This window comes from Lactococcus sp. (genome assembly GCF_036648155.1).
GTDB classification, from domain to species: Bacteria; Bacillota; Bacilli; order Lactobacillales; family Streptococcaceae; genus Lactococcus; species Lactococcus cremoris.
Genome location: NZ_JAVXIY010000001.1, coordinates 1 through 13751, shown reverse-complemented (window position 1 = coordinate 13751; position 13751 = coordinate 1). Strand labels below are relative to the sequence as shown.

Here is a 13751-nt window from a genome sequence, read left to right as displayed (position 1 = left end):
TTTCTCCTTATCCTTTGACATACCAACCACTTAATGGGGCATTCCAAGCACCAATAACTCTAGAGTAGGCAATTTTATTGTATCCAACCCAAGAGCTAGAGGATTTTTTACTACCAACTTTTACCCAACTATAGTGTCTTTGATTAATCTTTGCATTATCATAACCTGTTGCTTGACCAATCGTTGGATTAAACCGTTCAACATAGTTCGTATTCCAGCCGCCAGAAACAAAAACCTGTGCCGAAGCAAATACTGTTCCAGAGATAAAAACAGATGATACCAATAATACTGATACTTTTTTCTTAAAGCTATTACGTCTAATCGAGGCGCGTGTCATTGTAAAATTCATTTTGTTCCCTCCTTTTGGACCATATTTATGACCTAGCTAAATTATCCCATCAGAGCGCTAGAATTGTTTTCCTGATAGAATAGTACAATACTTTTTTTTGGAATTGTCAGCGTTTTCTTAATTTTCAGTATACTCTTAAGTTTTTTATTTGTCAATATTTTAATCCAAAAGAATTATACGTAATCTATGTATTGATTTCGTATTCTATATCATGAATTTAATAATAACAAAAAAAGACCTAAGCGGTCTTTTAAACTTTCCTCAAAACAAATGTAAAACAAATTTCAAAATAAAAAGTAAGGGAACAATAAAACCCCAACCAACCTTATAAATTAACTTTAAGGTCCGTTTGTCATCAATTTCATGTTTTACTTTTTCTTCCATTTTTTTGTCACCTTTGAGCAACGTGTCCAAAGAACAATCGAAAATTTCACTGAGTAAGATAAGTTGGTCTGTGGTGGGAAGTGATTTTCCTGTCTCCCATTTGGAGATAGATTGACGAGAGATGTGTAGTTCCTTTGCTAACTCTTCCTGACTGAGATTTTTGAGTTTACGATTTTCTTTGATTATTTCGGATATTTCCATGTTGCCTTCCTTTCATGCTTTAAGACTATCGCTTTTTATTGTTTGACTCAAGCATTTTTAGGTTGCAAAAATGCACCGATTCGGTGCATTTCAGCATTTCATTTACAAGGTTTACACGTTGAAACGGAATTCCATAATATCGCCATCTTGACCAACATATTCTTTTCCTTCTTCACGCAAACGACCTGCTTCACGTACCGCTTTCTCTGAGCCGTATTTAAGCAAATCATCATAAGACATAGTTACTGCGCGGATAAAGCCTTTTTCAAAGTCTGTATGGATAATTCCTGCCATTTGTGGAGCTTTCATTCCACGTTTGAAGGTCCAAGCACGCACTTCTTTTTCTCCAGCTGTAAAATAAGTCGCCAGACCAAGAAGGTGATAAGCTGCACGAGTCAACATGTCAACCCCAGACTCTTTTAAACCGATTGCTTCCAAGAATTCTGCTTTTTCATCATCTTCCAACTCTGAGATTTCTTCTTCAACACGAGCAGAAATCACCGCAACTTCAGCATTTTCAGTCGCCGCAAAATCACGAATTTGTTTCACATACTCAATGTTATCAGGTTCGCCAACTTCATCTTCTGAAACATTGGCCACATAAAGAACTGGTTTACTTGTCAACAAGAATAAACTTTTAAGAACCTTTGTTTCATCTTCATCAAAGTCAATTGTTCGCGCTGATTTTCCGTCTTCAAGAACAGGTTTGAGTTTTTTCAAAACATTAAATTCTGCGACCGCATCTTTATCTTTTGCTGTGCGAGCAATTTTTTCTACACGCGCATAACGTTTATTGACTGATTCTAAATCGGCCAAAATTAATTCAAGATTAATTGTTTCAATGTCTGCCATTGGATCAATAAAAGCATCTTCACGATTATTTTCACGCATTACATTTTCATCATCAAAAGCTCGAACAACGTGAATAATTGCATCTACTTCACGAATATTAGCCAGGAATTTATTTCCCAAACCTTCTCCTCGAGAAGCTCCTTTTACAATCCCTGCAATATCAGTAAATTCAAAAGTTGTTGGAACAGTTTTTTTAGGTTTAATCAACTCTGTTAACTTGTTCAAACGTTCATCTGGTACCTCTACCATCCCAACATTTGGGTCAATTGTTGCGAAAGGATAGTTTGCAGCTTCCGCGCCTGCTTTTGTAATTGCATTAAAAAGTGTTGATTTCCCAACGTTTGGTAAACCAACGATACCTGCTGTTAAAGCCATGTTTTATATTCTCCAAAATTAAGATTAATTAGTACTAATTATACTGTAAATCGCTCAAAAAGACAATAATGGCTCAGAAAATACCAGATAATCACTACATTTACAAGTTTACAGAGTAGTTGTAAACAAGAAATGTTATTGTAGAATCCCTTTAGTTTAAAGGATTGCCACAAAATGTTACCCTAAAATTCCACTTCTGTTCTTGCTTTTAGCTTCGCTTTAGTTGATAATGAAATCAGAAACAAATCACTAAATTAAAATAGTCGTGTTTAAAGGAGAAAAAATGCTCGGAGAAAATCTACAGAAAGCTCGTCTTTCTAAAAACCTCACTCAAGAGGAAGTCGCAAAAGAACTATACTTTAGTCGTCAAGCGATTTCCCGTTGGGAATCTAACAAAACTGAACCAAATCTTGAAACGTTAATTGCCTTAGCAGAATTATATGATTCAGATTTATTGGCTTTTGCAAAAGGAATCGAACCTCAAAAACGAAAAAAACATATCAATCTTTTTGCTGGCTTTGGTTTGCTATTTTTCAACTTTGTCCTTGGGGTTTGGTTGTTTATTGCTACTGCTCTAATCCTTTTAGCTTTTTATGCGATTGTCCTAGCCTTATTCCTTGCCCCATTTATCATGATATTTGCTGTCCTTACTCATAACCCTCATATTACCTTTGGAAACGTAACAGGGGCAACAGGTTTTGACTGGTGGTATTGGTTAGTTGCGATTATCGCTTGTTCACTGATGGTTCTTGTTAGTCCATTTATTTGGCGATTCACAAAATTACTATATTTTTGGCTCCTTAAATATCTCAAGTTTAATCTCAAATCAGTTTATAATTAAAAAGTGCTCACTTGAGCACTTTTTTTATTTTTTTATTGAAGTCAAAACGACTCATCATCACTTCATGGTTACAGTTTGTACATTTAATTTTGATATCAGCCCCAAGCCTTGTAATTTCCCAAGCATTGGCTTTTTTCCCAGTTGCTTTGACTGTACAGGCATGAGGTTTTTTCATTTCGACAATTGAGCCTATTTTGTAATCTAGCATTGTTTTTCCTCCCTAACAGCTACTTTTTATCTTTCTAGTCATCTAGTTTTTCAACAAAAACTTTTCTGGGTCCTCCTAATAAAATCAGGTACTTGTCAATTTGGTTGACATGATATGCTTTTTGAAGGGCCTCACTGTAAAGATTCATTTGATCTTTATAACGTTCTTTTATTTCGGAAATTGCTGACACATTTGTAAATCTGTCAGTTTTATAATCAAATAAGATAATCTTGTCAGCAAGTTTCACAAATCCATCACAAATTCCTCGAACAATATATTGTTCTTTGGCAAATTCATCTGTTCTCAACATTGAAAATGGAGCTTCTTTGACTGTTTTATCCACATTCTCTGATAAAAATTGTCCAAATTCAGTATCAAATAAAGTTAGAATTTTAGTGATATCAATTTGATTTTTTATTTTTTCATCAAATCCCATCTCATCAAGAGTTGCTTGAAAACTAAATAAATCGACTTGAGAAAAATCAGCATATTGCATAAAGCTGTGTGTTGCTGAACCAATTTCTGCAGCAGTAATTTTCTTAGGTCCAAAATCAGAAAAATCCAAGTTTTTTACTCGAACAAACTCACTGACTGGTTGAACTTCACCTACCTGTAACTGCTTCTCGTAGCTGCGTTTTTTTACCTGACTGGGCGTTTGAATGCTTGAAAGTTCTGTGGCAGCTTGATGAGGATACTGATAATTCATGATTTTCTGTGCTTCTTTAATTTCATCAGAAAATGACATGATATTATCAAATTTTTCCGATTCTTCGACCAATTTTTTGAAATCAGGTTGACTTGTAAATTCCAGTTTCTCTGTTTCTAATTCGTCTTTTGTGTAAACATTGAGTTTCATTGGGAGTTTTGTAGCATTTTGAAGAGCCAATATCCAGTGTTGAAAACCACGACTTGAATTGCGGAACTTATCAGATAGAATTTTTCCTTCCAAAGTAGCAGCATCATAAAGTTCAAGTCCTGCTTTTTTATCTGTATCCTTAATTTTTCCGACAAGATAGAGTTTTTTCTTTGCACGAGTAAAAGCGACATAAAGCACTCGCATTTCCTCTGAAAGTGCGGCTCTTTGTTTTAAGTCTTTATTTACCATGTAGGGAAATGTTTCCATTTTTACCAGGGCATAAGGAAAATCTGTAATGACATCAGGTTCTGCTTTCAAATCTGCAATATATTTCATACCCAAACCATGCTCGCGGCTTAAAATGACATCTTCTTTCAGGTCACGATCATTGAAACGAGACTGTAAGTTCATCAAGAAAACATAATCAAATTCAAGTCCCTTAGATTTATGAAAAGTCATGACACGAACAGCATTTTGAGGAAGTTTAATATTGACAGAAGCTAGGTCATTATTTTGTTCCATAAATTTATTGATAAGTCTTACAAATTTAAATAAGCCTTTGTAACCGGAACTTTCATAGGATTCTGCTCGAACAGAGAGAGCTTGTAAATTTGCCTGCCGCATTTCCCCATTTTTCAAAGCTCCTACATAATCAAAATAATAGGTTTCTGTATAAATTTTCCAAAGTAAGCGATGAATTGGAATTTGGTTGACAAGTTTACGCCACTCTGTAAATTTTTGATTGAATGCTTTCAATTTTTGTTCTAATGACAAATTTATAAGTTCAGGATTTTTCCCTTCTTTTTTTAATGACAAGAGAATTTTATCCCAAAAACGAACGTCACGGCTTCCTTGAACACTGATGCGAGTCAATTCATCTTCATTAAAACTAAACAAAGGAGACCTCAGCATCGCAACCAAAGATAAATCATAAAGTGGATTATCAATTGCTCTCAAGACATCCAGCATGATTAAAACTTCCATTGATTTCAAAAAATCAACTCGTCCTTCGTCAAGAACAACTGGGATATCATAACTGAGTAGAATATCCTCAATCTTATTATTATTAGATTTAGAACGGACTAAAATTGCGATATCTTTTGGTTCAACTCCAGATTCAATCAGTTTCTTTATTTCTTGTGCTGCCCCTTTGATTTCTCCATCCGAAATTTTTACTTCCGAGTCTTCTATTTCTTCCTCGCTTGTATTCTCTTTATACAAAAGAAGCTCTGGATAAAAATCTTTCTCCGCTTCCACTGGATAATCAGAAATATTCCCCTGAACTAAGGCCTCTTCTTTTCCATAAGTCATTTCACCTAATTTTTCATCCATTAGGTGTTTAAAGATGTCATTTGTGAAATTTAAAACCTCACCTCGTGAGCGAAAATTTTCTTTCAAGCGAATCAGTTGATTAGGATTTTCTGCTTGATCATAACTTTTATATTTTTCTAAAAATAGACCTGGGTCAGCTAGGCGGAAACCATAAATCGACTGCTTAATATCCCCTACCATAAAAAGATTATGGCCATTAGAAAGAAGTTCGAGCATTCGTTCTTGTGTATGGCTAGTATCCTGATACTCATCAATCATGATTTCATCATAATGCTCACGTAAATTTTCACGAATATCTGGATTTTCTTCTAAAATTTCAATGGCAAAATGAGCAATATCAGAATACTCAAAGGCATTTTCATTTTTCTTACGCTCTAGATAAGTTTTATAAAACTCAATAATGAATTTTTTTAAATCACTGGCAATTTCAAAAGCTTGATTTTGATATTTTTCAATTAATTGGCCATGTTTGATTTTATCAACAAACTTCCGAAGTTCTCCGGGTTTTGATTTTGAACCTACTAAATCTTGTTTTTGAGCTGAAAAATCTTTTTTTAAGGCAGAAAGTGTTTCATCTTTTGAAGAACCGACGCGAATATCAGTATCTATTGATAAAAATAATGCTGTGAAAGTTACAAAATCTTTTTTACTTATTGCTTCTAAAAGTTCATTTTTATTATCTAAAATTAGATTTGCCTTATCACGACCAGCTCCTTTTTTAGCAATCACACCATTGGTCAGTGAATTTTCTAACAGCTCAAAAAATGTCAGTAAATTTTCTTTTACATTCACTGTAAAGTCTTCCGATAAGTCTGTCAGTGATTTATAAGTCTCAAAACCTTTTAAAAATTGATTTTCTAACCAACTTATTGGATTTTCAGTTGCTGACGCAAAACGATAAATAGTATAAACCACCTTCTGAAAGCCAAGAATATTCCTGTCCTTAGAGAAATTTTTTATCAATTTTTCAAATTTTTCTTTTGAAATATTTAAGCTTTCATCAGCTGATAAATAAGACTCAACCAATTGTTCAAAAACTTCTTGTCTAATCAAGTCACTTTCTGTTTGGTCAGCCAATATTCGAAAATTTGGATCAATATTTACACGGTTAAAATTAGCTTTTGTCAATTTTTGAGTAAAACTATCCATTGTCCCAATATCTGCGTTTGAAAGATTCTGTAAAGCAAGTGTCAATCTGTGAGCTTCCTCATCATCAGAACTTTCTTGACGCGCTTTTTTCAAATCTCTTTCAAGTCGCATTCGCAACTCACTAGCCGCTTTTTTAGTGAAAGTTGAAATAAAAAGTCGATCAATTTCAATACCTTGTTTGACTTTTTCAACAATTCTTTGCGCCATAACAAAAGTTTTTCCGGACCCAGCACTAGCTGAGACTAATATATTTTTACCTGAACTATGAATGGCTTCATTTTGTTCCGGAGTTAATTTTACTTCACTCATCTCGCCCTTCTCCTTTTAATTCTGCTAGGATTTCTGCTTGGGATTTTTGTCCGATTTCACGGCTGTGCTCATTCATATGAATATTTGCTTCAAATCGACAAATCGATTTGAGAGGACAATATCGACAACCGCGGACATTTCCAGACTGATCAATCCCTTCTGAGCGTTTCATTATTGGATTGATTGCAATTTTTCCTTTTTTCAATCGCTGACCAGCTGCCCGGTAATGTTCCTCATTTAATTTTAAAAGTTGCTCAAATTCTTCTTCATTATAAATATTAGTCTTTTTTAAAGCAATATTTTCAATACCTTTTATTTGCTCTGCTGCATCTTCTAATACTAATCCATCATAACGCATTGATTCTTTCAAAATGTTAGCAATTTCCGACAACTGATTAATTTCTGACAGGTTAATCGGCTGGTTTTTAAATTGTAAATAGAGCGCACCCCAGATTTTTTGATTAGGAAAAGCCTGTTTTATCACATCTAAATAGGTCATAAATTGTAAACTTAGTCCATCATAAGCCTCTTGCAATTTAAATGAATGCGCACTTGATTTATAATCAATCGCCCCTAAGTAATCTGTAGAAAGTTGGTCAAGACGGTCAATTCTTCCTCGTAAATAAATATCATCAACTGAAAAATTTCCTAACTCACTTTTAGGTAAACCAAAACTACTTTCTGTCTGTAAAGTTTTTAGTTCATCAGTAGAAACAGTTGCTTTCAAAACAGTCGCCGTTTGTCTGACAATCTCTTCTAAATTACTCCAAGTAAATCTTGCCGTTGCATCTTGTGTAAAATAGCGTGAATAGTTTTTGTCAACTTCTTGTAAAACAAGTGTCAACTTTTCATCAAAATTTTCTGCTGATAAGTCAGTCTCTTTCATGACTTTTTCAAAAACTTCATGGAAAAAATTCCCAACAATTTTAGAATTAATATCAATATTTTCAAAAGTTTCCAGACTTAGTGTATTCTCTAAAAAGTACTGATATTCACAATTGTAAAAACGTTCAAAAGAACTGACAGAAGCATAAATTTTATCACCATAAATTTGTTCGAGCGTTTCTGGAGCTAAATTTACAGTGTCAATATCTTTAGCTAAATCGAGTAATATTTTTTGAAAATCAGCATTTGATTTCACTAATATCCGAAAAATACTAGACCAAAAAACTCGCTTATCCTCACTGGTTTCCTCAGATTCAACTAATTCACGTTCAATTTGTCCAATCATGGCAATGACTGAACGGCTATTTCCAATGTGTTCTAGACTTTCAAAAAGATTAACTCCTTGAATTTTTTGAAGGATTTTTTCATCAGCATCTTTTAAAAACAATTGAAAAACTGGCGAAAATTCTCCCTGTTCATTGGCCATAATCTGTGGCATTGATAAAACTAAACTCTCTTTTGCCGAGTTAATCAAAGATAAGACTGTAAACTGATTTTTTTGATAGTTGGCAACATTAAGTTGCTCAATAAATTGATTTTCATCAGTTGTCTGATTAATTTCTAATCGCTCTTCATCTGATAAGAGTGTCGAATTTTTCTTTATTCGAGGGAAATTCGTTTGACTTAAACCAATAGCATAAATATACTTATTTGTTTTGGGTTCAACAAGTTCATAGTCTTTAACATTAACAACATCAACATTTGCTGGAATTTGACGATATTTTGCATTTTTCAAACCAGCCAATAAGATATCTAAAAACTCTACACTTTTCAATTTCTCATCAGAAAAAACAGCTAAGAACTCATTCAGCGTTGAAATTAACATTTGCCAGACTTGTTCATGTTTATCAGCCATTTGATGTTCATTTTGTAATTCGGCAGCGGAAAAATAGGCATTCATATTTGCCATTACATTTCCATTTTCAAGTAAACCTTGTAAATCAGAAACCCATTTTTTTCCTGTTTTTTGTCGATTATTCCCTAAAAATACTTGTAAAGGAGATTCACTTCCAAGTAGTTTTTCCCGCATTTCATTAACTAATTCAATTTGAGAAAATTCGCTTTCAATAAATTCTTCTGTAAATTTCTTGTGACCTGAAATCTTATACTTTTGAACATAGTATTCAAAGTAATCAATAACTTCTTCATCAAGGTTGACATCTGTGTAAACTTTACTTTTTAAAAGATTGACAACATCATCTGTTCGATAATTATTTTTTTTGATGGCAAATAGACTTTCAAAAAAGATCACTAAAGGATGCTGGCTCATGGATTCTTCTTGAGCATAGAAAAATGGAATCTCATAGAGATCAAAAATTTCTTTCAAAGTAATCTCATAAGCTGCTGGATCACCGACTAAAACAGTAAAATCTTTGAAAAAAGCCCCTTGGCTGATTTTTTGTCTAATTTCCTTAGCCACTCGTTCAATTTCAACTTTTTGATTTTCAGCTTCCCAAATTCTAAAATATTTTTCATCTTCTGCTTTTAATTCAATTTTTTCATCAGTAATAACAAAACGAGAATCTAAATCAAGCATCCTTGTCAACTTACTGTAAACTTCATTGACAGATGAAGAAGCTATTTTTCTTAATTCTACTGGAAATTTATTTCGAAAGCGAGTAATCATCTGACTCGTTCCCACGTAAATTGTCTCCGAACCAGCTGTCAGTGAATTTTCATCACTATAAGTTCCAACAACAAAGCGGGCAACTTTCTCTTGAATACTTTCAATAAATAACTCTTCTTCCGCAGAAAATCGAGTATAACCATCAATGATAATTGTCACATCTTTAAGCTGCTGATCAAATTCTCCATCAGCAAGTCGATTTGTAAAATCTCCAAATTCTGAGTAATTCGCATATTCCACAGATAATTCAGTTTCAAATTTTGCTAGAATTTTTTTCAATTCTTGATTCTTAGGATTATCTGGCAAATTTTCTACTGACAGATTGGCTGTCAGTAATTCTGCTCTCAATTGAATCAGCATCTCTAAAAAGCCGGCTGAATCTTGCAAAGAAAAATAAAGCGGAATTTCATCTTTTTTAAAACTTCTCAAAACACGCCGAAAAAGCATCGAAAGCCCCACCGTGCCTAACTCTGTTTTCATAGTTGCTTTTTCACGCTTGTCAAAGTAATAAGGCAGTTGTTTAAACCGCGTAACAAGTAAATCAAAAACTGCTGTATCACTACCTTTTGCTAAGCGTTCTAATATTTCTTTCTCCTTCTCAAATGACATTGAAGAAGGCACAATGTAGTAAACTTTCCGATTTATTTCAAGTTCTTCAAGAGCAATTTCTAATAATCCCTCCGTCAAATCTTGTGTAATTTCAGTATATAAAATTTCCATAAAAAATAGACCTAACTTTCGTTAAGTCCATTATAACAAAATCTAAATTTACTGACAGACATTTTCGTCAGTAAATCTAAGCTGACAAAAGAGCTGTCAGTAAAATTAATTTGTACGTACTGGTGTAATCAATTGAACAAATCCAGATTCTTCATTCCGTGGTTGCAAAGTGAACGGACGAACGTTAGAAATGAAACGAATTCGAACTTCAGGTGCTTTAATCACTTTCAAAGCATCAATCAAATACTCAGGATTGAAACTGATAGATAAATCATTACCTTCTTTTGACAAGGCTGTCAGTTCTTCATGAACAGAACCTACTTCAGGAGAGTTTGCTGTGGTTACGACAGAATCACCTGAAACAGTCAATTTTACTGTTCCGTTGGTTGTCATTACTGTCAATAAACGTGCACGATCCATTGTATGACGCAATTGCGCAGCATCAAAAACCAAATCTAAAGTATAATCGGCTTCATTTGGAATCAAACGATTAGTATCAGGATAAGAACCCTCAATCAAACGACTATAATAACTAATTGTTTCATTTTGGAAAAGCATTTGGCTTCCACTGATGAAAATTTCAATCTCTTCTTCATCATTTGTGAAAACATTTTTAAAACTATTAATTGATTTACTTGGTAAAATTACATCAAATTTTAAGTCTGACTCTTCTAAAGGCAATAAACGTTGGCTCATTCGATGTGAGTCAGTTGCTACAGCTTTTAATTCACCCGTTGACAAAGTTTCTAAGTGAACCCCTGTGAAAATTGGACGATTTTCTTGAGTACTTACAGCAAAAACAGTCTCTGTGAAAATTTCTTTCAAAACTTTCACTTTCATTTTTAAAGAAGAACCTTCAGAGATTTCTTGTAAATGCGGATAAATTTCAGAATCTAAACCTTTTAAAGTAATTTCTGATTTACCAGAAGTCAACAAAACTTGTTTTTGTTCTTTTTCAATAAATTCCAAAGTAACTTCAGGAAGTTGACTTACTACATTTTCAAAGAAAGCAGCTTCTAATAAGACAGAACCAGTTCCTGAAATAAGCATACTTGCATCTTTATTATCAGCTGGCAAAAAGTTTTTGATTGAAATTTGACCATTTGAACCAATTAAGGTAATTCCTTTTTCTTCAACTTCAATTTTTAACTTTGTTAAAGCAGGAATTGTAACTTTAGAACCAATTGCTTGTTTGGTAATTTTCAAAGCATTTTGAAAGGCAGTTTTATTAATTGAAAATTTAATCATGAGTTTCCTTTATAATTTCTTTTTATAAATATAATAGTAATAGTAGTAGGTCCTGTGGATAATCTGTATAAGACAAACCCTCTTAGAGGCGTAAGGTTTCCCCCTGTGGATAATTAAAGAATAAGGCTTTTATAAGTCCGCGAGTTTTCCACAGTTCTAAAATTTACGCTTAATGCTATCAATATCTTTTTGGACATCCATATCATTTTTCATTTTATCTGAAATTTGTTTATAAGCATACATTACTGTTGTATGATCGCGACCTCCAAAAGCAGTTCCAATTGCTGGAAGGCTCGTACCTAAAAGTTCTCTGACAAGATACATTGCAATTTGTCTAGGAAAAGCAATCTCTTTAGGTCGTTTAGGTCCGACAAGGTCGGAAAATGAAATATGATAATAATTAGCAACTTCATCTTGTATTTTTTTTATAGTCAGGTTTGATAGGGATTGCTGGGCTGCATTCTTTAAAGAACGGAGAGCCTGACTTGCTGTCTCAATATCAACTATTGAAATCCCATTGGCACGAGCCACAAATTCTACTCGATTAAGAGCGCCTTCAAGTTCACGGACGTTTGAGTCGATTTGACCAGCAATATAAGATAAAGTCTCACTAGGAAATTCTAAATGGCTTGATTCTGATTTTATCAGTAGAATAGCCATCCGTGTTTCATAGTCAGGGGCTGTAATATCAGTAGTCAAGCCCCAAGAGAAGCGTGAAACCAAACGATCTTCCAAGTTATTTAATTCCTGAGGAATTCGGTCAGAAGTCAAAACAATCTGAGAGCCTTTATCGTAGAGTGCATTAAAAGTATTGAAAAATTCGTTTTTCGTACCTTCTTTATCACTAAAAAATTGAACATCATCTAATAGAAGTAAGTCTAAGTTACGATAAGTATTCTCAAAACTTTCCATCTGATTTTTACGTGTTGCATTAACATAATCGTTAACGAAATTCTCTGATGAAACATATTTGATTCGAGCCGTAGGATTATCAGTTAAAATCTGATTCCCAATTGCATGCATCAAATGGGTTTTACCTAAACCAGCGCCACCATAGATAAACAATGGATTGTAAGTATCACCAGGTTTATCAGCAACAGCAATTGCAGCGGCTAAAGTCCAACGGTTACCAGGACCTTGGACAAAGTTTTCAAAATTATATTTCTCATTAAGTCCACTAACCAAAGGGGAAGTAGGCTTGGCAACGGAAAGAGGTTCATCAACCGGTGATTGATTATTTAAACGACGTAGTTCAATATCAGTCAGTTCATCATTCGCATAAAGTTCATAATCAATCATCCGACCAAAGACTTCAAATCCTGCCGTTGTGATCAAATCGGACTGTTTTTTCCAATAATCTTTTTTCATTCCACTATCAAGCAAGATATTGGCAGTATCTTGCTCGACAGACATTAATTGAGCAGGCTCAATAAAAAAATCATAAGCTTGTTTACCGATACTCTGCCTAGCCAGCTCGGTTACACGGGCCCAAAATTTTTGATTTTCATTAAGGGATGCCATATTACTCCTTTACTTTTTAGTTTGTTGATAACTCATTATATCATTTCACTTTATATTTTTCCACAGTCTGTTGAAATTAATAAAAGAAAGTTTTCCACCATCTGAAAAAGTTATTAACAAATATGTGGATAATGTGTAAAACTTTTTTTATCCACAGGAAATAGCAAATAATAGTAATGTTTTTCAGACTTATCCCCAAAGATAAAAAGAGCAAAAGTAGGAGCAAAACACCTGTGGAAAACCCAAAAATGGAAAAAGATTAATCACAGCTTTTTGACAAGCCCAACCCATTTTGTGGATATTTGATAAATCAACCAAACTATTAGCATTAGAAGGAAGAAATTATCATAATTTTAACTTTCTACTATATAAAGAATGAAATATAAGCATTAAATATCAAAAAGACTGCTACAAAAAAAATTACTAATCTAGGAAATCACCCTAAAAGAAAAGGGGCATTCTATGAAATTTATGAAGCTTTTAGCACTAATCTAATTAGAAAATATAAAAATAATAAGAAAAGGCCCAAGCGAGTGATAGCTTAAGTTAAAACGGATACAGAAGCAGGTTAAAACGAACAAAAGGTAAAGAAATCCTAAAAAGTGACAGTTAATTCTTGACAGGGAGAGATAGGTTTGATAGAATATAATAGTTGTCGCGAGAGACGAGCGTCGAAGCGCGACAAGCTAGACCATTGAAAACTGAATAAAGAAGAATGACTCATGTGATGTAGGAATACATCAAAAATCTGTCAATCAATAATGAAAGACAAGCCAGTCACTTCGGTGACTTAAATACTTTATTTGAGAGTTTGATCCTGGCTCAGGACGAACG

The 13751-nt window shown here is 33.7% G+C and carries 9 protein-coding genes; 1 reads left to right on the top strand and 8 read right to left on the bottom strand.

Going from position 1 to position 13751, the window contains the following annotated elements; translation table 11 throughout:
• Positions 1-7: 7 nt before the first annotated feature.
• From RSC39_RS00045 to ychF, 3 genes are all read right to left on the bottom strand, one after another.
• Positions 8-349 (bottom strand): hypothetical protein, encoded by a 342-nt coding sequence (locus RSC39_RS00045; RefSeq protein WP_332534208.1) that lies wholly within the window; start codon positions 347-349, stop codon positions 8-10.
• Between the two features lie 261 nt (positions 350-610).
• Positions 611-934, bottom strand: coding sequence for a helix-turn-helix transcriptional regulator (locus RSC39_RS00040; RefSeq protein WP_011834125.1), 324 nt, complete (start codon positions 932-934; stop codon positions 611-613).
• A 111-nt stretch (positions 935-1045) separates the two neighbouring features.
• Positions 1046-2161: a redox-regulated ATPase YchF gene (ychF, locus tag RSC39_RS00035; RefSeq protein ID WP_011675084.1), complete on the bottom strand. Its 1116-nt coding sequence runs from the start codon at positions 2159-2161 to the stop codon at positions 1046-1048.
• Positions 2162-2444: 283 nt separating this feature from the next.
• On the opposite strand from ychF, the gene RSC39_RS00030 reads away from it, so the two are divergent.
• The gene (locus tag RSC39_RS00030) at positions 2445-3002 is read left to right on the top strand and encodes a helix-turn-helix domain-containing protein (RefSeq protein WP_063281594.1); all 558 of its coding nucleotides are present in this window, start codon (positions 2445-2447) and stop codon (positions 3000-3002) included.
• 7 nt (positions 3003-3009) lie between these two features.
• On the opposite strand, the gene RSC39_RS00025 is transcribed toward RSC39_RS00030, so the two are convergent.
• The 5 genes from RSC39_RS00025 to dnaA form a co-directional block, all read right to left on the bottom strand.
• The gene (locus tag RSC39_RS00025) at positions 3010-3210 is read right to left on the bottom strand and encodes a DUF951 domain-containing protein (protein WP_011675082.1); all 201 of its coding nucleotides are present in this window, start codon (positions 3208-3210) and stop codon (positions 3010-3012) included.
• A gap of 34 nt (positions 3211-3244) precedes the next feature.
• The gene (gene addA / locus RSC39_RS00020; RefSeq protein ID WP_332534203.1) at positions 3245-6856 is read right to left on the bottom strand and encodes a helicase-exonuclease AddAB subunit AddA; all 3612 of its coding nucleotides are present in this window, start codon (positions 6854-6856) and stop codon (positions 3245-3247) included.
• On the bottom strand, positions 6849-10148 hold the full coding sequence (gene rexB, locus RSC39_RS00015; RefSeq protein WP_332534201.1) for an ATP-dependent nuclease subunit B: 3300 nt from the start codon (positions 10146-10148) through the stop codon (positions 6849-6851). Before rexB ends, addA begins: the two co-directional genes overlap by 8 nt.
• Positions 10149-10253: 105 nt before the next feature.
• Positions 10254-11396 (bottom strand): DNA polymerase III subunit beta, encoded by a 1143-nt coding sequence (dnaN, locus tag RSC39_RS00010; RefSeq protein WP_063281597.1) that lies wholly within the window; start codon positions 11394-11396, stop codon positions 10254-10256.
• 156 nt (positions 11397-11552) lie between these two features.
• Complete coding sequence (gene dnaA, locus RSC39_RS00005) at positions 11553-12917, bottom strand: chromosomal replication initiator protein DnaA (RefSeq protein ID WP_063281598.1); 1365 nt, start codon at positions 12915-12917, stop codon at positions 11553-11555.
• Positions 12918-13751: the final 834 nt, after the last annotated feature.